General features: G+C 63.8%; 22 protein-coding genes. 10 read left to right on the top strand and 12 right to left on the bottom strand.

Going from position 1 to position 24397, the window contains the following annotated elements; all coding sequences use genetic code 11:
• Positions 1-199 precede the first annotated feature (199 nt).
• Together C163_RS09200 and C163_RS09195 are read left to right on the top strand one after the other, a co-directional pair.
• Positions 200-817, top strand: a complete 618-nt coding sequence (locus C163_RS09200; protein WP_025338500.1) for a ferric reductase-like transmembrane domain-containing protein — start codon at positions 200-202, stop codon at positions 815-817.
• A gap of 14 nt (positions 818-831) precedes the next feature.
• The gene (locus C163_RS09195) at positions 832-1320 is read left to right on the top strand and encodes a DoxX family protein (RefSeq protein WP_025338499.1); all 489 of its coding nucleotides are present in this window, start codon (positions 832-834) and stop codon (positions 1318-1320) included.
• Positions 1321-1441: 121 nt separating this feature from the next.
• On the opposite strand, the gene C163_RS09190 is transcribed toward C163_RS09195, so the two are convergent.
• From C163_RS09190 to C163_RS09160, 7 genes are all read right to left on the bottom strand, one after another.
• Positions 1442-2140 (bottom strand): DUF2063 domain-containing protein, encoded by a 699-nt coding sequence (locus C163_RS09190; protein WP_025338498.1) that lies wholly within the window; start codon positions 2138-2140, stop codon positions 1442-1444.
• Positions 2133-2981, bottom strand: coding sequence for a DUF692 domain-containing protein (locus tag C163_RS09185; protein WP_049866756.1), 849 nt, complete (start codon positions 2979-2981; stop codon positions 2133-2135). Before C163_RS09185 ends, C163_RS09190 begins: the two co-directional genes overlap by 8 nt.
• 76 nt (positions 2982-3057) lie before the next feature.
• Entirely contained in the window at positions 3058-3549 is a 492-nt protein-coding gene (locus C163_RS09180; protein ID WP_013971966.1) for a hypothetical protein, read from the bottom strand.
• A gap of 163 nt (positions 3550-3712) precedes the next feature.
• On the bottom strand, positions 3713-4267 hold the full coding sequence (locus C163_RS09175; RefSeq protein WP_025338496.1) for a DUF4174 domain-containing protein: 555 nt from the start codon (positions 4265-4267) through the stop codon (positions 3713-3715).
• 199 nt (positions 4268-4466) lie between these two features.
• Entirely contained in the window at positions 4467-8954 is a 4488-nt protein-coding gene (locus tag C163_RS09170; RefSeq protein ID WP_025338495.1) for an NEL-type E3 ubiquitin ligase domain-containing protein, read from the bottom strand.
• A gap of 81 nt (positions 8955-9035) precedes the next feature.
• A complete protein-coding gene (locus C163_RS09165) occupies positions 9036-11396 on the bottom strand; it encodes a DNA polymerase II (RefSeq protein WP_025338494.1) in 2361 nt (786 codons plus the stop codon).
• Between the two features lie 417 nt (positions 11397-11813).
• Positions 11814-12734 carry a LysR substrate-binding domain-containing protein gene (locus C163_RS09160; RefSeq protein ID WP_025338493.1) on the bottom strand — a complete coding sequence of 307 codons (921 nt, stop codon included), beginning with the start codon at positions 12732-12734 and terminating at the stop codon, positions 11814-11816.
• 159 nt (positions 12735-12893) lie between these two features.
• Here C163_RS09160 and C163_RS09155 point away from each other — a divergent pair, with 159 nt between their 5' ends.
• The 8 genes from C163_RS09155 to C163_RS09120 all read left to right on the top strand — a co-directional run bounded on the left by C163_RS09155 (position 12894) and on the right by C163_RS09120 (position 18623).
• On the top strand, positions 12894-13682 hold the full coding sequence (locus C163_RS09155; RefSeq protein ID WP_025338492.1) for a YqcI/YcgG family protein: 789 nt from the start codon (positions 12894-12896) through the stop codon (positions 13680-13682).
• A 2-nt stretch (positions 13683-13684) separates the two neighbouring features.
• Positions 13685-14311: a LysE family translocator gene (locus C163_RS09150; RefSeq protein ID WP_025338491.1), complete on the top strand. Its 627-nt coding sequence runs from the start codon at positions 13685-13687 to the stop codon at positions 14309-14311.
• A 39-nt stretch (positions 14312-14350) separates the two neighbouring features.
• Positions 14351-15433: a hypothetical protein gene (locus C163_RS09145; protein WP_025338490.1), complete on the top strand. Its 1083-nt coding sequence runs from the start codon at positions 14351-14353 to the stop codon at positions 15431-15433.
• A gap of 138 nt (positions 15434-15571) precedes the next feature.
• Positions 15572-16267, top strand: coding sequence for a hypothetical protein (locus C163_RS09140; RefSeq protein ID WP_025338489.1), 696 nt, complete (start codon positions 15572-15574; stop codon positions 16265-16267).
• Between the two features lie 222 nt (positions 16268-16489).
• Positions 16490-17182 (top strand): AzlC family ABC transporter permease, encoded by a 693-nt coding sequence (locus tag C163_RS09135; RefSeq protein WP_025338488.1) that lies wholly within the window; start codon positions 16490-16492, stop codon positions 17180-17182.
• A complete protein-coding gene (locus tag C163_RS09130) occupies positions 17179-17493 on the top strand; it encodes an AzlD domain-containing protein (RefSeq protein WP_025338487.1) in 315 nt (104 codons plus the stop codon). The genes C163_RS09135 and C163_RS09130 overlap by 4 nt, the downstream gene beginning before the upstream one ends.
• Entirely contained in the window at positions 17490-18323 is an 834-nt protein-coding gene (locus tag C163_RS09125) for an AraC family transcriptional regulator (protein ID WP_025338486.1), read from the top strand. The genes C163_RS09130 and C163_RS09125 overlap by 4 nt, the downstream gene beginning before the upstream one ends.
• A 72-nt stretch (positions 18324-18395) precedes the next feature.
• Complete coding sequence (locus C163_RS09120; protein ID WP_003260451.1) at positions 18396-18623, top strand: hypothetical protein; 228 nt, start codon at positions 18396-18398, stop codon at positions 18621-18623.
• A gap of 127 nt (positions 18624-18750) precedes the next feature.
• Here the strand turns inward: C163_RS09120 and C163_RS09115 are convergent, their stop codons facing one another.
• The 5 genes from C163_RS09115 to C163_RS09095 all read right to left on the bottom strand — a co-directional run bounded on the left by C163_RS09115 (position 18751) and on the right by C163_RS09095 (position 24370).
• A complete protein-coding gene (locus C163_RS09115; RefSeq protein ID WP_013971950.1) occupies positions 18751-19233 on the bottom strand; it encodes a copper chaperone PCu(A)C in 483 nt (160 codons plus the stop codon).
• The gene (locus C163_RS09110) at positions 19234-19842 is read right to left on the bottom strand and encodes an SCO family protein (protein WP_024086651.1); all 609 of its coding nucleotides are present in this window, start codon (positions 19840-19842) and stop codon (positions 19234-19236) included. It lies immediately after the preceding gene.
• 340 nt (positions 19843-20182) lie between these two features.
• A complete protein-coding gene (gene nfuA / locus C163_RS09105; RefSeq protein ID WP_003250416.1) occupies positions 20183-20767 on the bottom strand; it encodes a Fe-S biogenesis protein NfuA in 585 nt (194 codons plus the stop codon).
• 58 nt (positions 20768-20825) lie between these two features.
• Positions 20826-21860, bottom strand: a complete 1035-nt coding sequence (locus C163_RS09100; protein ID WP_025338485.1) for an acyltransferase — start codon at positions 21858-21860, stop codon at positions 20826-20828.
• 209 nt (positions 21861-22069) lie between these two features.
• Complete coding sequence (locus tag C163_RS09095) at positions 22070-24370, bottom strand: fatty acid cis/trans isomerase (RefSeq protein WP_025338484.1); 2301 nt, start codon at positions 24368-24370, stop codon at positions 22070-22072.
• Between the last annotated feature and the right edge of the window lie 27 nt (positions 24371-24397).

Here is a 24397-nt window from a genome sequence, read left to right as displayed (position 1 = left end):
GCCCCGGCAATTCATGCGGCGAAGCTGAAAACCTGGGGCTGCTTCGCAGCCCATCGCGACACAAGGCCGCTCCTACAGGGACTGCGGCGCTTGAGCGACTTCTACAATCCGATACACAACCCCACCACCGCCGACACACTGCAGATACCCCACCCCGACACACTCCCGGTCACACAACCACACCCCGGGAGCCTCCCTGATGAAACCCCTCACCCTTCCCTCCGGCTGGAAGCTGTTCGCCACGCTCGCCGGCCTGACCTTGGCGATGACCGCCGTGGTCCTGGCCAGCCAACCTGATCCGGACGGCCTGCGCAGCGCGATCCGTGCCACTGCGCGCAGCTCCTTCGCGCTATTCCTGCTGGCCTTCCTGGCCTCGTCGCTGGTGACCTTGCTGCCTGGCACCAGCAGCCGCCGCATCCTCCAGGAACGGCGCTATCTGGGGTTGGCATTCGCCTTTTCCCACACCGTGCACGGCGTACTGATCTACCGCTATGCCCAGCAATTCCCCGAGCTGTTCTGGGCCGGCCGCACGCTCACTTCCAGCCTGCCCGGCACCCTCGGCTACCTGTTCCTGCTGCTGCTCACCATCACCTCGTTCAAGGCCCCGATGCGCCTGTTGGGTGGCCGTGCCTGGCAGGCCCTGCACAGCACCGGCATGTGGGTACTGGCCGCGGTGTTCTGCCTGTCGTTCTACAAACGCATCCCCATGGGCGGCTGGTACCCGCTGGCGTTCGCCCTGATGTTCAGCGCCATCGCCGTCAAGCTCACCGCCAAGCTGGCCCGTCAGCAACGCCGTAACGCCCGTGCCCTTTCCTGAAGAGAGAAACCAGCATGACCACCTTGACCCGCACCCTGACCACCTTCGACCGTTTCGGTACCTGGAGCGCCGACCTGCCGTTGCGGCTGTTCCTGGCCTGGGAATTTTTCGAATCCGGCTGGGAGAAATTCAATGGCAGCAACTGGTTCGCCGACCTGCAAGGGAACTTCCCGTTCCCCTTCAAGCTGCTGCCTGCAGAGCTGAACTGGCAGCTGTCGATGTGGGCGGAGCTGATCCTGCCGTTACTGCTGTTGCTGGGGCTAGGTACCCGGCTGGCCTCGTTGGGGCTGATGGTGGTGACCGTGGTGGCGATTGCCGCGGTGCATTGGCCGGCGCACTGGTCGAACCTGGCCGAGCTGGCCCAAGGGTATGCGATTACCGACCAGGGCTTTGGCAACTTCAAGTTGCCGCTGATCTACCTGGTGGCGTTGCTGCCACTGCTGCTGAAAGGGGCTGGGCGGTTGAGCCTGGATCATTGGCTCAGAGGGCGGTTCTGCAGGTGATATTGCCGGGGCTGCGTTGCAGCCCATCGCGACACAAGGCCGCTCCTACAGGGGATCGCGTACCTCTGTAGGAGCGGCCTTGTGTCGCGATAGGGGCGCAAGGCGCCCCCCGTACCCGCACTCAACCTGTACCGATGATAACCCCTTGCTCGCGCAGCCCCTCCAGCAACGCCAACCCCTCCTCCACAGCACCGCCCAACGCCTCCAACCGCGCCCGCCCACTGCCCTGTTCCAATGCCAGCAACCGGTACGCCAGCGGCGCCAGGCGCGCGAAGCGCACCTTCAACCCAGCATCGCGATAAACCAGCAACAAGGTCGGCGCCTCTGGCGCCACCGCTGGCTGGTAATCCGCCCCGATCCGCTCCACCGGCCAGCGATAGGCCAACACGCGTGCCACACACGACAACAGTGGCTCCCCTTCCAGCAGGTCGCCTGCCGGTTCATGGGCCGGGTCCTCGGCATCGCTCAGATACAACTGCGCCTCGACCCACTCATAGTGCGCCAGCTCCAGCTGCCAGGGCGCATCCAGCTCGATGCCTTGCAGGTAATCGACGAACGCTTCGGCAATCTCGGTGAACAACGGTGTCTGGCTGCGATAGTTGGCATAGAAATCTCGCACTCGGGCATGCCAGCGCGGTTCGCCCAACGCCTGGCGCATCACCGGAAAACTGCCGGCCAGCAAACCTTCGATAGCACCATAGAACAGCTCGCGGTAAACCTTCAGGCGCCGGGCCTCCACGCCCGGCGGCGGCGCATGGCGCTGCGGGTCACGCAGGTGCCGGGCCAAGGTGTACTGCTGCTCACGCAAGGTCTCATTCATTTGCATGCCCTCCCGCAGCACGCTGCACAGTGCGGATGCGCGCCGCCTCGGCGAGCAGCTCGGCCAGCGGCGGATAGTTGAAATCACGCTCGAGCACGGTCGGTTGCACACCGAAGCGCGCACAGGCGACCGCGTACAGCGCCCACACATCCTCCTTCACCGCAGCCCCATGGGTGTCTACCTTGAGGTCCGGCGCTTCATCGTAATGGCCAGCCACGTGCATGCCGGAGACCCGCGCCTGGGGCAAGCCCGCCAGGAATTCACGGGCGTCATAGCCGTGATTGCAGGCATTGACGAAGACGTTGTTGACGTCCAGCAGCAGGTCGCAGTCGGCCTCATCGAGTACCGCGCGGATGAAGTCGAGTTCGCTCATCGCCTGGTACGGCGCGGCGTAGTAGCTGATGTTTTCCACGGCAATGCGCCGCTCCAGGTATTCCTGGGCCTGGCGAATCCGCGCGGCCACATGGCGCACCGCTTCGTCGGTGAATGGAATGGGCATCAGGTCGTACAGGTGCCCGTCATCACTGCAGTAGCTCAGGTGCTCGCTGTACAGGCGCACCTGGTGGCGATCGAGAAACTGGCGGGTCTGGCCAAGGAAATGGCGGTCCAGCGGCTCGCTGCCACCCAGCGACAACGACAGCCCGTGGCAGGTAATGGCAAAACGCTCGGCCAACTGCGCCAGGCCCTTGCCGTAGGCACCGCCCACGGCAACCCAGTTTTCCGGTGCGCATTCCAGGAAGTCCACGGCACCAGCCTCCATGGCCAGCAGTTCCGGTAGCAGGCCGCGACGCAGGCCTAGCCCGGCCTCTAAAGGTACAGGGGACAAAGATGTGGGGTGCATGAAAAGGTCTCCGCAACAGGCACAACGCCCCGCCTGACCAGCAGGAGGGGCGTTGCGCGGTTCATGGGGCAGAAAGTCAGGACTTGCCGGTCAGGTGGCTGAACAAGCCTTCGGGCATGGCCTTGCCATTTGCCTGGTAGATCGCCTTGAGGTGATCCGCCGCCTCCTGTTCGGAGATGAAGCCATCATGGTTGCTGTCGATCTTGTCGAAGTCGCCGGCACGGTCCTTGGCCACCGCCAGGAACTCGTCGCGCGAGACCTTGCCGTCGTGGTTGCTGTCGGTCTTGGCGAACGAGGCATCACCACACTTGCCCTCGCCACACTTGCCTTCGGCACCGGCCTTGGCGCTGGCGCCACACTTGCCCTCACCGCATTTGCCTTCGCCCTGGGTGGCCTTTGCGCTGCCACCACATTTGCCTTCACCACACTTGCCCTCGCCTGCCACCTTGGCCGAAGCCAGCTGGTAACCCTGGGCCAACGGCTCGACGGCAAAGGCGCTGCTGCTCAATGCCATGCTGCCGATCAGGGCAGCGCCGAGCAGGCCGAGGGTGTTTCGTACTTGAGTCATGGTGTCGCTCCACTGTGGTTGGAATGTGGAGCCATTAGGCCGTTGCGGTATGTCGTGGATGTATCGCGCGGGGTGCGGTTTTGTATGGGAATGGGTCTGCGGCGTGGGCAGATACAGTGGGATACACAACGGCCCCAAGGTGCCTCGGGGCCGTCGTGCAGGGTCAGTCTTCCAGCGGCTTGGGTGGCGCGGCCGGCTTGGCGGGCTTTGCCGGCTTGCTGTCCTTGGCCTTGGGTTCCGGTGCCGCCGCTGCCACAGGCTCCGGCGCCGACACGGCTTTTTCGCTGGCGGGCAGATCATCGACCGCCTTGAGGATCACCTGCGGGTCGATGGCCCCTCCCTCTTCGTCGTCCTTGAGCATGTGCCGCTCACCGTCCTTGCCCACCAGGATCACCTTGGTGCCTTTGCTGGCACCCAGCTTCAACTCGCGGATCAAGGCCATGGTGGTCTGCTGCTCGAGGTTCTTGTCCTCACGCTTGCCCATCATGTTGGCAACGCTGTACACCACCAGGTTGCGCTCTTTGAAGGCGGCCTGGGTGGCCGGGTCCTTGAGGGCCTCGTTCAACCCACGCAACGTTGGGTCGGCGCTGCTGGGTGCAATGACGACCAAGGGCCTGGCCTTGCCCAGTTCCTTGGCCAGCGGCGCGTCACTGTCGGCAGCAAACACAGGGGCGACAAGCGCGAGCAAGGTGGCGAGGGTCAGTGACCGGACGAGCATGCGTATCTCCTTATTCTCTCGATAAACCAGAAGACTACAGATCAGGGCGAAAGATCCGACGAGCGAGCGTAAACCAGCAAAAGGCCTCCATGTTTGAATGAACAGTAACCGGCGGTTACCAAGTGCGGTCGCTCCCCGTCCCGAGCCCGAAAAAGTACCTCTATCACTTGTAGCTTGAGCATAGTCCAATGCGCCCTGGTCATACCGGCCGTTGCAGAGCCTCGATGGTCAGTTGAAGCTCGGTCTTTTCGGTCCAAAGCCTGATTTCCGCCATCAACCTGGCGGCGTCCTCGGCATCGGCATCCTCTGCCAACTGGTTCTGAAAACTGGCCGGTACTTCCAGTTCGCGCACGTAGCGTTTCTCGAGATAATTTCTCCAGAACGGTTGCTGGACCATCCACACTGCCACCGATTGGTCTGTCTCGTTACGCCTGACCTGATCAGCCGCGCGCATCACCGAAGCGTCATCCAGGTTCGGGATGCCCGCGTGTAGCATGCTCCGCGCGTTGCCAGGCAGGCCCAGGTCCTCGCGCAAGCGGATCGAGTAGGCCAGCGCCCATTCGACCGACTCAATGCTCGCACCTGCAGCCTCAGCCTCGCGCATGGCGATGAAGTCAACCTCCTGTTGCCTCCACAACTGCCGCGCCAGATTTACCAGGGCTCGTTCCTGGCTACCAGAAGGGGCGGCCTGCTTGGCTTCCCACACAAGGCATCGGATCTCAAGCTGCTGGAAGACAACCGTGGCATTGTCGGCACAGTTTTCAACCAGCGCATTGGCGAAAATTTCATTGGCCAATGCTGCTGAGCTGTCCACCTTTTCCATCATGGTCAAAACGCGTGTAGCCAGCATTTCCCCATATCGAGGATGGGTGAAGTCTTGCGAGCGCGTAAGCTGTTTCAGCAATTGCATGAAGTTCGTCACCCCATCCATCTGCTCAACAGTAGCCCACAGGTTACCCAGATCTTCGCGTCTATCACCGTCCAGGCGGTCCACCCAGCGAAATTTGTGAGGGACCAAACTGTCCTCCGGAATGTTCCAGGCCTCCTGCACATCTTCAGCCTGGTGCAGCAGCACAGGATTGCCTGACAGCGCCACGTAGCCGTCCCGCCACAACGGGGACTGAATGAAGTTGGGAGGCAACAGAGTGATGAAGTTGTTGGAAGCATCGAGCATGTACAACGTCTGACAATCCGTGATGCCCTCGGGCAGCAATACCAACCCGGCATTGCGCAAACGCAGTTCGGCCAACTGGTTCATCTGCGCCACAGAAAAGGTCATGTTCAAGCGATTGTCCGAAAGGTTCAGGTAACGTAACCGGCTGCATTGCGCCAGCAATTGAGCCTGGGGCTCGTCCAGAGAGATGCGATTGCCGGACAAGTCGAGTATGCGCAAGTCATTGAGCAACGACAGGCTCGCTGGCAGACGTTGCAACTGGTTGTAGCTCAGTTCCAGGGACGTCAGATTGGGGAATGAGAGCAGGAACTGCTCTGGTACCTCTTTCAGCAACAGGCTGCGCAGGGAAAGTTCGGTAACGTGCGGGAAGCTGAAGAGTGGGCCCAGTTCAGGCAATGAGCACAGGTCATACGCGCTGTACTGCCAAGTTAAAGCCAGACGTTGATGCTCAGGTGTAACTTGAGCGGGCACCCGTTCCCGCCAGCATTGCATGATTGCTTTGCGAAACCGCTTGCGCTCGGCTTGTTCTCCGGCCAGCAACCCTCGGCGCTCCCAGCTTTTCAAGTGGTCGCTCAACCGGCGGGCCTGCTCTTCGAGCACACCAAGCTCGGTGTCGGTATCACGCCCCGAAGCATGCAACGTGGTCAGCCAGGCTTCGATCTGCTCGTCACTGTACGCTGGGTAAAGGTCGCGCAGACGCGCTTCGAATGCCCGGGGTCGAGACGCAGGCCGGGCAAAGCGCCCCAGGCCGCCGCCCAGCGGGTAACCGACCCTGCCATCCTCCAGGCGAAGTGGCGCCAGCATCCATGGCTGTCGAGGGTTTTTGCCCAACACTTGGGCGAGTACTTTGCTGTGCCCGGGCATTTGCCGGGCCAACACTGCTCTCAAACCCGGGCCGTAGGGTTCAGTGATACCGAGTGCCGCATGATCGGCCGGGGCAAACGCAGCCGCCAAGGTCTCGAACAGCTCGCCGGGGCCACTCAGTTCGAGGCCTAGCGCATCTTCAAGCTCGAACTGCCCGTTGTCATGCACAAGCCTGTAGTTCTGCCCGTCGCCAGCAGTAGTCATTATCGGCTGCGGGCTATCGCCATCGTACAGCCGCCAGCGCGGCCTGGTCTCCCTGACATCCAGCGTCTCCAGCAGCGTCAGCGCGACCTTGGCCTGGTCCAGGGTCTGGGGCGTCTCGATGAACAGCGCCTCGCAGGCACGCGCAACACGTATGCGCAGTACGCTCAGCCTGGCCCTTTCGACCAGCCGAAACGGCACCGTGCCGCTGACCAGTGCCTGAAACTCCGCACCTTCTGCCGACAGCTCACCTACAAGCTCGCGCGCCGCTCGGCGATGCAGGCTCGGGAAGGCCTTGCGCAAGGTTGCCACCGCCGCATCGTCTGGCTCCTGCTGCCCGTCATACACCTGTTGAAACAGCTGGCGCCGCCTTGCCGAAACCTGCGCCGCCAATGTTGGCCCGCCCTGCTCGGTGACACCAGGCAGGGCGCGGGCCTTCGCCAGCAACGGCGCGTCCTCCGGCACCCGCCCGAGCTTCAAATCGTCCAGCAGCGTTTGCAGCCGGCGGTCGATCAGCAGGCGCTCTACGGTATCGACCAGCTCGGCCTCAGGTGGTCGGCCGTACACATGCAGCGCCCGTAGATGCTCTGCATCCAGGGCATGGACGGCCATGGCCTGGTCAATCTGTTCATCATCCAGGCGAGCGAAACGCTCACCAAGGCGGCGGAACATCCTGTGCTTGTCTGTCCAGCTGGCCGGTTGCTCGGTCCATAGCCGCCAGGCACCGGCGTCATTGTGACGCAACAAAGGTCCATGACCATCTCGTGGTGCCAGTTGCCACTCTTCATCTGCGCGCTGGACGATTTCGTAGTTGTGGCCGTCCATGGTCATCCAGCTTCTGTCCTGGGCACGGTAGATGCCCATTGCATCGGCCACTTCCCCAGCGGGAGGTGCAGCGCTGCGAAACGGCACCAGGTCTCCATTCCAGAGTTTCTCGCTGCCGTCTTCCAGGCGCGCTGGCACCCATTGGTCCAATGCGGCCCAGGCCCGGCTCGCTTCCCGCCATACCACAGCAGTTACACCGATCACGGCCAGGTCTTTGGTCACGCTGAGCACATGCTCCATTGCGGCGCTGGTATCGCCCTCGCGCCAGTCTTCCACGGCCTGGAACAACTCGCCCAGCAGGTCCCAGACCATTACCGCCAGCAGCAGTGCATTGAGCGCAGGGATGAACACGCCCGCCACCGTGGCCAGGGTCCAACCCTCGGCAACCAACCTTTGTTGATGGGCTTCCTGGGCCTTGCGATCAAGGTCCGACACCGGCGTTGCAATCAGCGCAGCATCGTCCTTGATGTGATCGATGCGCGCGCAAGCAAGGTGCTCGAACAACGGCAGCGGGTAGTCCCGCATGTGCTGGTCCATTTCCCGGGTTGCCCAATCGGCGACGCCTACCAGGTCCTTGGCAACTCTGGAGAAGAACTGCTGGCTGTCGCGCCGGCGTATGAAGCGTTTGAAGAAATCCTGATAGCGCTTGTCTCGCAGACGCTGGCCCAGGACCTTGCGGGTGAAGCTTTCCAGGTCGGGGCTTGCGGTCCAGGGACCGTGGGGGTCATCGGGAATATAGACAATGATCTTGCGGCTGACCTTGTCATGAAATACATCGAGTATCACGATCTGTTGCAAGTCGCAGCCGAACGCCTTCAGTTGCCGGGCCACCACTTTCGATTCGTAGAGCGTGCCGGGGCGTCCGTGCTTGCACAGGTCCACCACCAGTTCCAGTTCAGCGGCATTCAGTACGCCATCACTCTTGGCCTTGCACGCATCGATCAGCATGACCGAGCTGTACAGCTGGGCAAGCGTCGAAGCCATGCTGCGCCAGCCGCTGGCCTGGCTGTTCGGCGCTTTGAGCACGGAGTCCAGGTGCTGTTGATAGCGCTTGCCCAGGTCCAGCTTGCGGCACAAGCGCGCGAAGGCAGGCGCGGTTGGCGACGCGAGGCGTTGCGACAGGCTGTCGACGATGCAGTTGTCCTTGTGCTGTTCGTTCCGCCCCTCGCCCGGCGTGAAGTTGTCCAGTGCCGCCTCGATCAGCGGTACGTCGAAATAGTCCTTTTCCACCACCGGGTAGCGCCCCCACACGGTGCCCTGGCTGGGAGCGGTGTAGGTGTACCAGCGCCTGAAATACAGGCCATCGACATTTTCCCTGGTGACGAATTCTTCCTGCATGGCGTGTTGTAGCAGCGGCTTGACGAAACGGTCGATGCCCTCGATGCGCGCAAGCTCCTTTTCCAGCCACTGTCGACAGGCCAGGCTGTCTTTCAATGCGTTACGTAAAGCAGCATGCTGCGATTCATACAGACCGTTGGCCGGGATGTTCTGCTCGGTCGGCGATACGATACGCAGCCGGCGAATCCATCTGGGCAGTCGCTTGACGATGAGGTTGTCCTGATAGGCCTGCTCCATGGCCAGCGTATCGGCGGTTGGCGGTAGTTCCTGGCGGGGTGTAGTCACGTTGTTGCGCCTCTGGCTGATCCAAAGGCCCGACACTAGACGCAGGCTTGCCAAGCGATTGGCTAGATAGCTACCACCTCTTCAGAACAGCGCCAGCTGCTGGCCGGTCAGCCCTTCGAAACTGTCGCCAACGAAAGGCAGGATGGCATCAGCCACCGGCTGCAGCTGCCGCGTCAGGTAATGCTCGTAGTCCACCGGTGCTTGCAGGTTTTCCAGGGGTTCGGGGCCCGCCAGGGTGATCAGATAGCTGATCCAGCCGCCGCGCTGGTATTGCAACGGGCGGCCAAGGCGGCGGTTGTAGTCATCGGCCAGCCGGGCCGCACGCACGTGCGGTGGCACATTGCGCTGGTAATCGGCTAGCGGCCGGCGCAAACGCTTGCGGTACACCATCAGCTCATTCAGCTCGCCCGCCAGGGTGCGCCGTACATAATCGCGCACATACGCCTGGTAAGGCTCCCCGCGGAATATCCGGCCATAAAGCTCCTGCTGGAACTCCCGGGCCAGCGGCGACCAGTCGGTACGCACCGACTCCAGGCCCTTGTAGACCATCTGCTCGCTGCCATCGGCCCGCTGCACCAGCCCGGCGTAGCGCTTCTTGCTGCCTTCGTCCGTGCCGCGGATGGTGGGCATCAGGAAGCGCCGGTAATGCACCTCGAACTGCAGCTCCAGCGCGCTTTCCAGGTTCATCTGCTCGCGCAGGTGTTCGCGCCACCACTGGTTGACCTGGGCCACCAGCTCACGGCCGATGCGTGCTGCTGCCTCCTCGCCGTGGGCGCCCTTGAGCCAGACGAAGGTGGAGTCGGTATCGCCGTAGATCACCTCGTAGCCCCTGGCTTCGATCAGCGCACGGGTCTGGCGCATGATCTGGTGGCCGCGCATGGTGATCGATGAAGCCAGGCGCGGGTCGAAGAAGCGGCAGCCGCTCGAACCCAACACTCCGTAGAAGGCATTCATGATGATCTTCAGCGCCTGCGACAGCGGCGCGTTGCCCTCGCGCTTGGCCGCTTCCCGGCCCTGCCATACACGCTCGACGATGGCCGGCAGGCAATGCTCGCTACGGGAAAAACGCCCCCCGCGGAAGCCTTCCACCGAGTGTTCATCGTCGGGCAGGCGCAAGCCTTCGACCAGCCCCACCGGGTCTATCAGGAAGGTACGAATGATCGACGGGTACAGGCTCTTGTAGTCCAGCACCAGCACAGAGTCGTACAGGCCCGGGCGCGAATCCATGACGAAGCCACCGGGGCTGGCTTCGTCGGGGCGGCTGCCGAGGTTGGGGGCGACGAAGCCCAGGCGGTGCATCTGCGGGATGTACAAATGGCAGAACGCGGCCACCGAACCACCGCTGCGGTCCACCGCAAGGCCGGTGACCGAAGACCGCTCCAGCAGGAATTCGAGCAGGCGGGTGTGGGCGAAGATGCGCGTCACCAGCTCGCAATCCTTGAGGTTGTAGCGCGCCAAAGCCGGCTTGTCCTCGGCGAAGCGGCGGTTGATTTCATCCATGCGCTGGTACGGCGTGTCGATGGCCTTGCCTTCACCGAGCAAGGTCTGGGCGACACTTTCGAGGCTGAACGACGGGAAGCTCCAGGTCGCCGAGCGCAGCGCCTCGATGCCATCGATCAGCAGCCGCCCCGGGGCATCGGCGAACACGTGGCCACCACCGGCATGGCTGCGCAAGGTCATCGGCGCGCCATTGCGCCCCAGTGCCAGCGGTACTTGCAGCAGCTTGGCGTGCTCGTGCAGCAGGCGCAGGTCGAACTGGATCAGGTTCCAGCCGATGATTGCATCCGGGTCGTGCTCGGCCATCCACTGGTTGAGGCAGGCCAGTATGTCGGCGCGGTCGGCGCAGTAGCGCAGGTCGAAGTCGAGGTCATCAGCCGTGCCGTTGGCCGGCCCGAGCATGTACACCTGGCGTTGGCCACAGCCTTCCAGGGCAATGCTGTACAGCTCGCCCCGCTCGCTGGTCTCGATGTCCAGCGACACCAGGCGCAGCGGCGGGCGATAACCCGGCAGGGGCTTGAGCTGGGCATCGCAGAGCACGCCTTGGGCATCCGGTTGGCCGGTGAACTGCACCGGGGCGGTGATGAAGCGCTCCATCAGGTAGCGCTCGGGCGGGCGAATATCGGCTTCGAACACCTCGATACCGGCCGTGCGCAGGCGTTGCTCCAGCTGCATCAGTTGCCGGTGCTGGCGGCAGTACAGGCCCAGCACCGGGCGCTGGTCAAAGTCCTTCAGCTGCAGCGGCCGCAACTCGACACCGGCTTCGTTGGCCAGCAGCACCCGCGCGTGTGCTTCCTGCGCCTGGGGGATGAATGCCACCGATACCTGTGGCGCCAGGCGCAGTTGTCGTGGCCCCTGGTCGGTGGCCAGCCAGAATTCCACGCAGGTGCCTTCGGGCGTGTCATGCCAATGTCGGGTCAGGACAAAGCCCTGCTGCAACTCCACCGCGTCGACCTCTGAATCGTTTGTTGTGCTGATTGCGGGATTCTACCGCTGACGCACCGTCGCAGCGCATTTTGTTGGGGCCAGCAGGTGTTTGCCGAAATATTTTCAGCGCCTGTGGGATCGAGCGCCGCCCGCGCGGCGCTTCGCAGCACAAGGCTGCTCCTACATCTGTTTCGGGCCAATTACGCCTGCCCCAATGCACGCGACCGCCTTGTTTGCCCGGCATGATATCGAGGTGGACACCAAGTGGCCGCGCGCCTTTGCCACAGGAATAACTGGCCCGAAACAGATGTAGGAGCAGCCTTGTGCTGCGAAGCGCCGCGCGGGCGGCGCTCGATCTCCCAGGCGCTGAATCCCTCAAGACAAACACCCCCGCCACAAACCACTCCACCGCCGGGCGTTTGCTCGAACGCGTGTTCAACCGTACAGGTAATTGATGTCCTTGCAGGCCAGCGGTGGCACCTGGCCAAGCAGGAACTCGCGCAGCTTATGCATCTGCCGCGCCTTGGGGCTGGCCTTGAGCCAGGTCATGTAATAGCCGTCGCCGGTGGCCACCGCGTGCTTGAACGGCGTTACCAGGCGCCCGGCCAACAGGTCGGCGCTGGCCAGCACCAGGTCGACCACCGATATACCCAGGCCTTGCTGTGCGGCCGAGATGCCCTGGTCGAGGGTATCGAACACTTGCCCGTGGTCGATGCTGATGTCCAGCGCGTCCATGCGAGCCAGCCAGCGCCGCCAGTCTCGTCGGTCAGGGGACGGGTGCAGGAATTCGCACTGGGCCAGGTCGGCAAGGCCCGGTTGTGCCTGGGCCATGTAATCCGGGTGGCACACCGGGATCAGCCATTCATCGAACAGCTTGAAACTCTCGATATCGGCGGGAAAACGCCCGTTGGCCAGGAGGATCGCACAGTCGTAGGGCTCGGAATAGAAGTCCACGCTGTCGATGTCCATCCACACGCTGGACAGCTGCACGCTGCAGTTGTCCTCGACCTTCTTGAACGCATCCAGCGCCCGCAGCAGCCAGCGCACGGTGAGCGTGGACGGTGCCTTCAGACGCAGGCCGTAGCGGTCCTGGCGCAGCAGGGCGCAGGCATTTTCGATGATCTTGAAGCCAACCTTGAGCTCCTGCGCCAGCAGGCGGCCGTGCTCGGTCAGGGCCAGCTTCGGCCCGCGGCGCTCGAACAGGTCGCAGCCGAACATGGCTTCGAGGGTCTTGATGTGGTGGCTGACGGCGCCCTGGGTCAGGGCCAGCTCTTCCGCGGCACGGGTAAATGAGCCATAGCGAGAGGCCACCTCGAAGGCACGCAGCGCGTGCAAAGCCTGAATCCGTTCCGACATGGCGACGCCCCGAGCATGAGTAAGACTAATAGTAGGTCATAGTTCCACGCGTTTTACAACGCCAAGGACGTCTCGGAAAATGCGGGTAAATAATAAACATAACCAAGATCCTGCCTGCATGTGACTTGAACGTTCATCAAATTTACGCCTGGGGAAATCATGTCGACGGGTTATGGAACTTGCTATCGCCTGGATGCGCTAGAGCTGGCCGCTGACCATGTGCGCAACGCGCGACATTGGACCTACAAAGCCGTAGAACATTTTCGCAGTGTCCTCGCCAACCCCGAGTTCCCCTGCCTGTTCGGCCGCAAGGCGGTAAACGGCGCAACCTGCCACATCCTCTTCGCCCGCGCCGGGCAGCTGGCCGATGACATCGCCATGGGCCTGGCCGACTACGTGCGCACCGTCACACCTATCCCACCCAAGCAGCGTATCGGCAGCCCACTGGTGGTGTTTCTCGAAACCGCCGCCGACTACACCCTGGCCGAGCAACAGGCGCTGGCCTGGAAGGTGTTGCGTGGCGTGCACGCGCGCGACCCGCATCCCTGGCCGCAGGGCATCCCGACCGACCCCGACGACAACGCCTGGTCGTTCTGCTTTGCCGGCATGCCGCTGTTCATCAACATGAACTTCCCCGGCCACCAGCAGATGAAAAGCCGCAACCTGGGGCCGCACATCACCTTCGTCATCAACCCGCGGGCGAACTTCGACGAAGTGGCCAACGTCAACACCGAAAGCGGCCATCGTATCCGCGAACGCATCCGCGAGCGCGTGCACCACTACAACGACGGCGTCATGCCCGACACCCTTGGTTTCTTCGGCGATGCCGACAACTACGAGTGGAAGCAGTACCAACTGCAGGAGGCAGGGTCGCTCAACCCGTCCCGCTGCCCGTTCCACGCCCATGCCGTACAGCCGGCAACACCCGACATACTGATCGAGACCTGACCGTGAATACCGCACTCACCGCTACCTACGCCCTTACTGTCCTGCTACTGATCGCCACCCCCGGCCCGGTGGTGGCACTGATCGTCAACACCGCGGCCGCCTCCGGCTCACGCAAGGCCATGTTCACGGCTGTGGGCACCAACTGGGCATCACTGGTGCTGATCGGCGCGGCGGCCTGGATCATCCTCACCAGCGCCGCCATCGACAAGGCCTGGCTCAGCGCCATGAGCCTGCTGGGTTGCCTGTTCATCGGCTACATTGCCGTCGGCACGCTGCGGGACGCCCTGCAGGCGCCAGCAGCCGAGGCACCGGGCGAGCTCGCCAAGCCTGGCCGCGGCGGGCTGCTGCAAGGTTTCATGGTGGGCATTTCCAACCCGAAGGACATCATCTTCTTCATCGCCTTCTTCCCGCAGTTCATCCAGATCACCGAGTCGTTCGGCAAGAGCATGGTGGTGCTGTCGATGCTGTGGGTAGCCATCGATTTTGCCGTGCTCAGCCTGTACATCTTCGCCATCGGCAAGATCGCCTCGCAGCGCAGCAACCGCATGATCAGCCTGGCCTCGGGGGTCGCCCTGCTGCTGATCGCCGCCGGCGGCCTGCTGTACAACGTCAAGGAGCTGGCGGCCTGAACGTGACGCAAGGTGCCCGCTGCAACAGAAGGAGAACCCATGACCGCGACTGACACGACCTCGTCGCCTTCGCCGTTGCAACAGGACTACCAGCGCTTTCTGCTGCTGGGCAGCCGGCGCGCCCCGCACACCGTGCATGTGCACGAAACCGGCTACCGCTCCGGCACCATCAACACCGATGCCCTGGGCCTGCGCTACAGCCATTGCGCCGGCAAGCGCTTTTCGGCAGCCGAGCGCGGTGGTGCGTCACGCATCAACCTGCTGGTCGGCGGCTCCACCGCCCTGGGTATCGGTGCCAGCTCCGACGAACACACGGTGGCCTCGCACCTGTCGATGCTGACTGGCGAAGTCTGGCTGAGCCTGGCTGGTTGCGGGCTCAATGCCAGCCAGGAGCTGCTGATGTTCCTGACCCACCAGCACCGCCTTGGCCAGCTCGGCCATGTGGTGGTGCTCAGCGGCCTCAACACCCTGGCCCACGAAGCCCTCTGCGAAGTCCTCGCCAGCCTGAGCGACCCGCGGCACGCCAAGGCCTACCAGGATTTTCTCAACAGTTTCAGCGAAGGCATGCAGCCCACGGCGGCGCCCCGCCGGCAATCGCTGTGGCGGCGCATCGGCCAGGCGTTGGCCACACCCTCGGTCGCAACACCTGCCACCTGGCCGCTGTCCCCCCCGGAAAAGCGCCTGGCCCGTGCCGCCGACAGCATTGGCCGGACCTTGCGCCAATGGGACCGCCTGCTGGCAGACAGCCATTCCACCCTCACCTTCATCCTGCAGCCGTTGCTGCCCTGGTGCCGGGATAGCCTGCCCGCTGGCGAGCAGGCCATGCTGGACGCGCTGCAGCGACGACCGGCGAATTTCGACCGGCTGCTGGACGGCGCGTTCGACAGCCAGTTGCACTCGGCCTTCTTCCGTCGCATCAAGAGCCAGGCCGACCCGGTGCCCTGCTATGACATGAACTGCATGCTCAGCAGCTCGCCGGTGTTCGGCGCCGACCTGTTCATCGACCGCCTGCACCTGAACGACCTGGGCAACAATGCCCTGGCCAAGGTCATTACCGCCAAGCTTGGCCTGGCCCAGGAAAAACATGCCCAGCGCAAGGTCACGCCGATCAAGCTCGTCTGACAGTTGCCAGGTGGTCTTCCGGCCAGGCCCCTTGGGTGGCTAGAATAGGCCGTCGTTCCGATCTGCCCGAGGCGCACGCTTGACCGCCATGAACATCGAAGCCATCCATCAGTACCTGGCACCCCATGGGGCTTGCCTGTGAGCCGCATGCTTCGCTTGCCCTTACTGCTGATCGCCCTGATGCCGCTGGCCGCGCACGCGCTGGAAGTGCGCATCGACCCTCATGCCGACCTGCTCTACCGCCAGGCCTTGCCCCTGCTGGAGCAGGCCGACAGCCAGGACGACGGCGCCAGCACGCTGCGCACGGCCATCGGCGGCGACCCGGAGCTCAGCCGCCAGGGCCAGGCCATGGCCCACACCCTGCCGACAGCCGTCGCCTTGCTGAAAAAGTCCGTGGAGCTGGGCCACCCGGTCGCACAGTACCGTCTGGCGCTGTACTACATGACCTACCTGCCCGCCGCGCAAATCCCGGATGCCGCCTGCCCGCTGCTCGAAGCCAGCCTCAGACAGGGCTTTGCCGCACCGGCGCCGGCCATCGCCACCTGGTGCCCGCCCTATAACGTCAGCAGCGAGTACCGTACTGCGCTGGAGGCCATCCCCAACATGGCTACCGTGTATGCGCCCTACTACCCGCAACCGGCCACGCGCCTGGCCTGCAACCGCAACCGGCCACAAGGCCTGGAAATGCAGTGGGGGCGCCAGCGTGACTACCAGGCCGAGGTATACCGCCTGCTCGGCGACCTCGACCCGCAGCACCGCCAGAGCCTGCTGCAGAAGGCCGTGGATACCAACGGCTGCGTGACAGCGCAGCAGCACCTGACCAGCCGTCCGTAACACGGACACGGTTTCTGTGTAGGAGCGGCCTTGTGTCGCGATGGGGCGCGCAGCGGCCCCAGGATTTCAGCTTCGCCGCAGATATTGCCGGGGCCGCTGCGCGCCCCATCGCGACACAAGGCCGCTCCTACAAGGGACCGTGCCAGGCATAGCAAGATCGTTCAAGCCATCCCCCGCCCCGTCTGGCATGCTGGCCTGCCACGTACACGCACTGCAGCCACCATGCCCCACATCGCCCGCCAAGCCTTTCTCCACGGCGCCATCGCCATTCTCCCGTTGTCCCTGGCCGTCGCCCCCTGGGGCCTGCTGGCCGGCTCCATGGCCATCGAGGCCAATCTCAGCGCCTGGGAGGGGCAAGGGCTTTCGGCCATCGTCTTCGCCGGTGCCGCGCAACTGGTGGCGATCGGCATGCTCAAGGGCGGCGCCAACCTGGCGTCGATCCTGCTGACCACCCTGCTGCTGACCTCGCAGCACCTGCTGTATGGCCTGACGATGCGCCCGGTGCTGTCCAGCCAGCCGCTGCGCTGGCGGCTGGGCCTGGGCTTCCTGCTCACTGACGAGTTCTTCGCCCTGACCAGCCAGTACGACCAGCAGCAGTTCAACCGCTGGTACGCCCTGGGCGTGGGCCTGACCTTCTACGTCGCCTGGAACCTGTTCACCCTGGCCGGCATCCTGCTGGGGCAGAACATTCCGCACCTGGACCAGCTCGGCCTGGACTTTTCCATTGTCGCCACCTTCGTCGCCCTGATCGCGCCACTGGTGCGCAACCTGGCCACGCTTGTGTGCGTGGCGGTGTCGCTGTTCTGTTCGGTGCTGTTCAGCTACTGGCACTGGGAAACCGCCCTGGTGGCCGCAGGCCTGCTGGGCATGAGCGCCGGTTTCGTCTGCCAGAAATTCACCGGAGCCCGCGCATGACCTGGGTCCTGATTCTTGCCATGGGCGCCATCGTGTTCATCAACCGCTATGCGTTCCTGGAGCCGCGCCTGCCCTTGCGCCTGAGCTCCAACGCCCGGCAGTTCCTCGGTTTTGCCGTGCCGGGCATGCTCACCGCAATCTGCGGCCCGATCATCTTCATGCCCGAGCACCAGTTGAACCTGAGCCTGCTCAACCCCTACCTGCTGGGTTCGCTGGTGGCCATCGCCCTGGTGCTGTTGACCCGCAGCGTGTTGCTGAGCATGCTGGTGAGCATGTTGATCTTCTTCCTCCTGCGCAGCTGGCTGGCATGAGCACGCCCCTGCGCGAGCAGACACACCTCTGGCAGGCGCCGGCACTGGGCGACGTCGAGATGCTGCACGCGCGCTATTTCCAGCAGCGTTTCGCCCCGCATGTGCATGAAGGCTATGTGTTCACCGTGATCGAGTCGGGCGCCCAGCGCTTCTGGCATCGCGGCAGCGAGCACCTGGCGCCGGTCGGCAGCATGGTGCTGATCAACCCCGACGAACTGCACACCGGGGCCACCGCCCACGAAGCGGGCTGGCGCTACCGAGGGTTCTACCCGGAACATGAACGGGTAACCGGGGTGCTCGACGAACTGGAACTGGGCCGCCACGGCATGCCCAGCTTCAAGGACAGCGTGATACACGACCCGGCCCTGGCGCTTGCCTTCAGCCAGTTGCACCAGCTGTCCGAAGCCGGCGCCAGCGCCCTGCAGCAGCAGACCGCCTGGCGCCAGGCGGTGCTGGCCCTGGTGCAACGGCACGGGCAATGCGCCGAACCAGCCGCCCCTGGCCACGAACCGCTGGCAGTGGCCCGCGCCCGTGAGCTGCTGGAAAGCCAACTGGCCGACCCGCCCTCGCTTGAGGCCCTGGCGGCGGCGGTCAACCTGTCGCCGTTCCACTTCGCCCGGGTGTTCCGCCAGGCCACCGGCCTGCCGCCACATGCCTGGTTGAAGCAGCGGCGCCTGGCCCGTGCGCGGGAAATGCTCAAGCGTGGCTGGGCTGCCTCGGAAGTGGCGTTCGACCTGGGCTTTGCCGACCAGAGCCATTTGAGCCGGCAGTTCAAGCAGGCCTATGGGGTAACGCCAGGGGCTTATCGCAGCGCCTGCCTGCAGGGCTGAGCTGCGACAGCCGGCCTCAGGCAGGCCGGCCAGCCACTGCTACACTGACAAGGCTGAATGGAGGATCCTGCCATGTCCGAAAGAGAGCTCACCACCCTCCTGTCGCTGATGAACCAGCGCCAGGCCTGCCTGAGCAGTGCCTGCAAGGAGATAGCCGACTGGATCGACCGGCAGGGCGACGTGCCCGCCGCCGGCAAGATCCGCGCAAGTCTCAAGGCCCTGGAGGCCGATGAGGCCCAGGTCCGCAAGACCTTGACCTCGCTGACCCTCGACAGGCCGCTGCCCAAGTTTCGCAGCTGATTGAACCGGGAGCTGCCTGGCAGCCCATCGCGACACAAGGCCGCTCCCACAGGGGATATGCGTTCTCCTGTGGGAGCGGCCTTGTGTCGCGATGGGGCGCAAAGCGCCCCCAAAGGGTTCAGCCTGATCAGTGCTTCATGTGCATGTGATCATGCCCACCGCCCGCCTCGGCGTTGAGCGCACGCACTTCGGCCTGCACGTCCAGGGTTTCCTTGGCCCCCTTGGCATCTTCGATGGTCAGGGTCAGCGGCACTTTCTCGCCTTCCTTCACCTGGTTGTTCAGGCCCATCAGCATCACATGCAGGCTGTTCGGGTCGAGGGTCACCGCCTTGCCGGCCGGCAACTCGACCGCCTTGACCTCACGCATGCCCATCACATCGCCGTTCATGGTCATCTCGTGCACCTGCACGGTCTTGGCCACAGGCGAAGCCACGCCCACCAGCTTGCTGTCGCTGCTGGCGGTCAGGGTCATGAAGGCACCGGTGGACTGCTGGTGCGGCACGGTCGCACGCACCCAGGCGTCGCTCACGGTGGTCTGGGCCAGGGCCGGCAGCGCCAGGCCCATCAGGACCAGGGCAGCCAGGCCGTGCTTGATCGGTTGCATCGACATTCAGCAGATCTCCATCAGGGTGACCAGGTCTTCGGCGCATTCCTGGGCGGTCAGGGAATGGCCCAGGCTCAGGCGCAGGGTGCCACGCGTATCGTAGACGTAGCTGGTGGACGAGTGAGAGACGGTATAGGTATCACCGGCCGGGACTTTCTCGTAGAACACCTTGAACTCTTTGGCCACCGCAGCGATTTCCTCGGGGGTGCCGGTCAGCGCGGTGAACGACGGGTCGAACGCCTTCACGTAGGCATCGAGCACCTCGGGGGTGTCGCGCTCCGGGTCCAGGGTAATCAACACCACCTGGAACAGGTCGCGATCGCGGCCGCGCAGCAGCTTGCGGATTTGCGCAGCGCGCGCCAGGGTGGTCGGGCACACGGCCGGGCACTGGGTGAAGCCGAAGAAGATCATCGGCATGCTGCCGTAGAAGCTCGACAGGGTGCGCACATTGCCTTGGGTGTCCTTGAGGCTGAACTTGCGCCCAAGGATTTCGTTGCTCATGTTCTTGCCGTACTTGAACTCGAGCCCCCGGGCCGGGCTGCAGCCTGCGAGCAGGCCAAGCCCGAGAACGCCCATCCCGGCGACAACTGCGCGCCGGGTATATAGATCATTCATGAAACCATCCTTTACAGGGAAGGTGCCGGCCCTCGGGACGGGCCGGTCGAAAAACCGGGGCATTCTGGCACGACACCCCGAGGGGTTCTACCCGACGAAGGCAAGGATCGGCTGCAGCCCTTTGAATACGGGCTGCGGCCTGTTGTCGCAGGGGTTGAAACAGTAACACTTTGTTGCTAAGGAAGTGGGTTCAACGCGATCCCTGTAGGAGCGGCCTTGTGTCGCGAAAGGGCCGCGAGGCGGCCCCGGCAATACCAGCTTCGCCGCCAATATCCCGGGGCTGCTCCGCAGCCCTTTCGCGACGCAAGGCCGCTCCTACACACGACAGAGCGCGTCAGCCTCAGTAGTAGGCGTTCTCTTTCTGACTGTGGTCAGTCACGTCACGCACGCCCTTCAGCTCGGGAATACGCTCGAGCAGGGTGCGCTCGATGCCTTCCTTCAGGGTCACGTCGGCCTGGCCACAACCCTGGCAACCACCACCGAACTGCAGCACGGCAATGCCGTCGTCGACCACATCCACCAGGCTCACCTGGCCGCCGTGGCTGGCCAGGCCGGGGTTGATCTCGGTCTGCAGGTAGTAGTTGATGCGCTCGTTGATCGGGCTGTCTTCGTTGACCATCGGCACCTTGGCATTCGGCGCCTTGATGGTCAGCTGGCCACCCATGCGGTCGGTGGCATAGTCGACCAGTGCGTCTTCCAGGAACGGCACGCTGACCGCGTCCAGGTAAGCGGTGAAGCTCTTCAGGCCCACGGCGGTGTCGTCAGGCTTCTCTTCGCCCGGCTTGCAGTAGGCGATGCAGGTTTCGGCGTACTGGGTGCCCGGCTGGGTGATGAAAATGCGAATGCCGATGCCAGGCGTGTTCTGCTTGGAGAGCAGATCGGCCAGGTAGTCATGGGCGGCGTCGGTAATGGTTATAGCGCTCATGTAGGTTCCTCACAGACTTGCGGCCAAGTGTACGCCAACCCGGCCTTCGAACAAAGTCCTAGTATTTGACTCGGGAAAGCGCATATTCAGGGGCCCGCCCCCGTGGCGCCGCCAGCCAGGCCTGCATGCGCCGGTACAGGCCGCGCTCCAGCCACTGGTAGCTGAACCACGACATTAGTCCAATGGACGGCACGCACAGGGCGAACACCAGGTACGGGTTCAACTGCAGGCGCTGGCTGGCGAACCAGCCTGCGTACAGCACCAGCACATGGACCAGGTACACCGAATACGAACAGTCACCCAGCGCCTTGAGCAGCCGGTTGCCGCGGAACACCGGCTCCAGGGCGACGAAGGCCAGCACGATCATTGCGCTCGGCACGCCCCAGTGCAGCAAGCGCCGGGATGCGTCCAGGTGGTAGATGGCGAGGCTTGCAACCGCCAGCAATGCCAACGGCAGCCAGCGGCCCTGGTGGATCAGCCCGCGACGGTGTAGCACGCCCAGGCCGATGCCGAGCAGGAATTCGTAGATGATGTCGTTGCTGTAGAAGCGGCTGAGCACGCCCAGCCGGCCCAGTATCTCGCTGGCCAGCAGCAGCGCGGCGGTGACCAGCAACTGGTGATGACGCTGGCGCACCAGGAAGGCCAGGCCGAACAGCAGGTAGAAGAACATCTCGAAGTTCAGCGTCCAGCCCACGTTCAGAGTCGGGTACAAGCCGTAGCCACCGGGGTTTTCCGCCGGAATAAACAGCATCGACAGCAGCAGATGGTGCCAGGTGAATGCCTGGTGCGGCATCCATTGACTGAAGGCCAGCAGCAGGGTTGCCATCAGCACCGTGTAGAACCAGTAGGCCGGGACGATACGCAGCGCCCGGTTGAGCAGGAACTGGCGGGGCTCGATGGCCTTGTCGCAAGTCGACAGGTAGATCACCAGCCCGCTGATGACGAAGAATATGTCGACGCCTGCGGCGCCGCGGTCGGTGAGCAGTTGGCCGATGGGGCCGGAGGCTTGGAAGTCGAAGAAGATCTGCATGAAATGGTGGCAGACTACCACCCAGGCGGCGAACGCCCGCAGTGCCTGAAGCGAATACAGCATGGAGAACCCTGCAATTGCCGGTGCATTGAGGCCCGGCGAGCGCACCGCGCTCGTTCGCGGGCTTGCCCGCTCCCACAGGGTTCATGCCATGCCCGAAAGCACCACATATCCTGTGGGAGCGGGCAAGCCCGCGAATGGGGCTGCACAGCAGCCCCCGGACCACCCACCCATTCCGACCGCAGGGTAATCGGAAAGGTCAGCCCAACCGATCAGAGGTTCTCGTAGCGGTTCATGTCCAGCACGCCCGCCTCGACCGGTTCGGTCTCCTTGATGAAGCTGTTCAGGTCATGGAAGTAGCGCCAGAACTCTGGGTGACTGCGGCGCACACCCCAACGCATGACGATGCGCTCGAACCTGGCCGGGTCATCTTTCGCATACTCCATGTCCTCGACGAACTCCGGCACATCCTTGGTCGGGATGTTGAAGATGAAGTTGGGGTAGCTGCTGAGCACGCCCGGGTACAGCGTCAGGGTATCCAGCCCCGGCTGGTAGCGGTACGCCTCACCCAGCAGGAACGCCACGTTGCTGTGCGCGCGGTTGCGCAGCAGGCTGTACACCTGGCGCTGGCCACCCTGCCCTTCGATGCGCAGCATGGTCGCTTCGGGCAGCTGGTTGATCACCTTCAACCCGGCAGCCGGGCGCGACACCAGGCGGCTGAGCGACTGCTCGGCATTGCGGAACTCTTCGCTCACCTGCGGCCGCGAGCAGAACGCGCCCTGGCAGCGGTTGATCGGGTCAGGCGCGGCATTCAGGCTGCCGGTGCGCTGCAACAGCTTCAGGCCGAAGTCGCGCTTGGGGTTACGCGGGTCGAGCTGGATGCCGCTCGGGGTGTCGGTGTCGATGTCTTCATAATCCATCCACATCTTCACCTTGCCGCTGTTCTGGTACCAGTCGCCGAGGATCGCCTTGCGCTGGTCGGCCGGCATCAGGCGCAGGAAGTTGACCTCGGCGCCGTTGCGGATCAGGTCGAAGTACAGGCGCGTCTGCAACTGGTGCGAGACGTTGCCGAACACATCGAAGTTGACCGCCAGCTGGTAATAGGTGCGCTCGAACAACGGGTAGTCGAACAGCCACACGGTCAGCGGCACATCACCGATCAGGCCCTTGGTCACCGAGGCGCTGTCGAAGTGGCGGAAAATGCTCAGTAACGCGTTGTCGTTACCGGCCCACAGCGTCGCCCAGCCCGGCGCCGGCATGTCGGCATAGGCTTCGCGGCGCAGTTTTTCGTACTCGTTGCGCTTGTCACGGTAGGCGTGCCACAGGCTCAGCACGCTGCCCACGTCATCGATCTGCCCAGGCATGGCCAGCAGCGGCGTGGCCTCGCCACGGTACTTGGCATCGGTGATGTAGCGGTCGTGGGCCGGCTCCTGGAACAACGCCCAGAAGTTGTCGCGGATCACGTCGGTGGCAATCTGCCCACGGCATACCGGGCCACGGATGAAGGTGCGCACGAAGTACTCGGCGTTATCCAGCATGAACTGGTAGCGCGCCACGGCCGGGATCGCTTCGAAGGTTTCGAACGGGTTGGCCCGGTGGCGCGGGCCGTAGCCTGGCAGCGCGGTGGCATGCCAGTCGCCGGCGTAGAACAGTTGCTTGACCCGCTTGAGCTTCTGCGGCCCCATCGGGTAAGTGATGTGCGTCTTGTGCACGATCACGCCCTGCACCGGGATCAACCGGTAGTAGAAGTCGGTGCCCGGCGGGTCGTTGGGGCGGCGCGTGGCGATCAGGTCGACCGGCTGGCCGCTCGGTGTACGCGAACGTACCCACTGGAAGAAGTGACCCTGCTCGCCACCAACGAAATAGATGTGCGCCAGGAACAGGTGCTCGTACAGCCAGCGGCCAACCAGCGCCTCGGTGGAACCCGGGCGGTTGAGCAGCTCTTCCCAGTCGGCAATCTGCTTGGCTTCGGCCGCACTTGGCTTGATCGGCTGGTACTCGACCGGCGCACCGGCGGCCAGCCAGCGGCGCATGGTGTCGTATTCCTTGTCGGTCAGGCCGGTCACCGCCAGTGGCATGCCTTCCTTGGGGTGGGCGCCGGCATAGGCATCGAACTCATGCGGCAACGGGCACATGTTGTTGCGGTTCAGACCCAGGACGATTTCCTCGGGCAGCTTGGCATTGGGCGTGAGCGGGGTCTTGTGCCCCAGCTCGAGCATGCGCGCCATCAGCGCGGCCTGGCTGCCCTGGTTGTCGAGCACCGAGTAGAAGCCCTTCTTGCGCCACTCGCCCTCGCTGTGGGCGTCGTAGAACAGCCGCGTGGTGGGCACTGCCTTGCTGCGCTCGCCCTGGTACACCGGAACCTTGGTGGCGCCGCGCACCGCGCCTTCGGGGCTTTCCAGCTTCAGCTGGCAGGCGGCGTCGTTGCAGGCGTGGCAGGCCACGCATTTCTCGGTGAAGATCGGTTGAATGTCCCGGGTGTAGGAAATAGCCGGGCTCGACTGGGGGGCTTGCCCGAACGCCACACTGCTGATGAGCAGGGCGAAAACGCCGGCAAGAATACGATGCACCATGTGCGGAAAGTCCTGGGTATTGAAAGC

The organism is Pseudomonas sp. FGI182 (assembly GCF_000511325.1).
Classification (GTDB): domain Bacteria; phylum Pseudomonadota; class Gammaproteobacteria; order Pseudomonadales; family Pseudomonadaceae; genus Aquipseudomonas; species Aquipseudomonas putida_Z.
The sequence above is the reverse complement of the archived record's forward strand: the minus strand, read 5'-3'. Positions and strand labels throughout refer to the sequence as shown.

Excerpts from the sequence above, each read along its gene's own strand:
- C163_RS09200 (WP_025338500.1), top strand. The coding sequence starts at position 200 with ATGAAACCCCTCACCCTTCCCTCCGGCTGGAAGCTGTTCGCCACGCTC.
- C163_RS09195 (WP_025338499.1), top strand. The coding sequence starts at position 832 with ATGACCACCTTGACCCGCACCCTGACCACCTTCGACCGTTTCGGTACC.
- C163_RS09190 (WP_025338498.1), bottom strand. The coding sequence starts at position 2,140 with ATGAATGAGACCTTGCGTGAGCAGCAGTACACCTTGGCCCGGCACCTG.
- C163_RS09185 (WP_049866756.1), bottom strand. The coding sequence starts at position 2,981 with ATGCACCCCACATCTTTGTCCCCTGTACCTTTAGAGGCCGGGCTAGGC.
- C163_RS09180 (WP_013971966.1), bottom strand. The coding sequence starts at position 3,549 with ATGACTCAAGTACGAAACACCCTCGGCCTGCTCGGCGCTGCCCTGATC.
- C163_RS09175 (WP_025338496.1), bottom strand. The coding sequence starts at position 4,267 with ATGCTCGTCCGGTCACTGACCCTCGCCACCTTGCTCGCGCTTGTCGCC.
- C163_RS09160 (WP_025338493.1), bottom strand. The coding sequence starts at position 12,734 with ATGTCGGAACGGATTCAGGCTTTGCACGCGCTGCGTGCCTTCGAGGTG.
- C163_RS09155 (WP_025338492.1), top strand. The coding sequence starts at position 12,894 with ATGTCGACGGGTTATGGAACTTGCTATCGCCTGGATGCGCTAGAGCTG.
- C163_RS09145 (WP_025338490.1), top strand. The coding sequence starts at position 14,351 with ATGACCGCGACTGACACGACCTCGTCGCCTTCGCCGTTGCAACAGGAC.
- C163_RS09135 (WP_025338488.1), top strand. The coding sequence starts at position 16,490 with ATGCCCCACATCGCCCGCCAAGCCTTTCTCCACGGCGCCATCGCCATT.
- C163_RS09130 (WP_025338487.1), top strand. The coding sequence starts at position 17,179 with ATGACCTGGGTCCTGATTCTTGCCATGGGCGCCATCGTGTTCATCAAC.
- C163_RS09125 (WP_025338486.1), top strand. The coding sequence starts at position 17,490 with ATGAGCACGCCCCTGCGCGAGCAGACACACCTCTGGCAGGCGCCGGCA.
- C163_RS09120 (WP_003260451.1), top strand. The coding sequence starts at position 18,396 with ATGTCCGAAAGAGAGCTCACCACCCTCCTGTCGCTGATGAACCAGCGC.
- C163_RS09115 (WP_013971950.1), bottom strand. The coding sequence starts at position 19,233 with ATGTCGATGCAACCGATCAAGCACGGCCTGGCTGCCCTGGTCCTGATG.
- C163_RS09110 (WP_024086651.1), bottom strand. The coding sequence starts at position 19,842 with ATGAATGATCTATATACCCGGCGCGCAGTTGTCGCCGGGATGGGCGTT.
- nfuA (WP_003250416.1), bottom strand. The coding sequence starts at position 20,767 with ATGAGCGCTATAACCATTACCGACGCCGCCCATGACTACCTGGCCGAT.
- C163_RS09100 (WP_025338485.1), bottom strand. The coding sequence starts at position 21,860 with ATGCTGTATTCGCTTCAGGCACTGCGGGCGTTCGCCGCCTGGGTGGTA.
- C163_RS09095 (WP_025338484.1), bottom strand. The coding sequence starts at position 24,370 with ATGGTGCATCGTATTCTTGCCGGCGTTTTCGCCCTGCTCATCAGCAGT.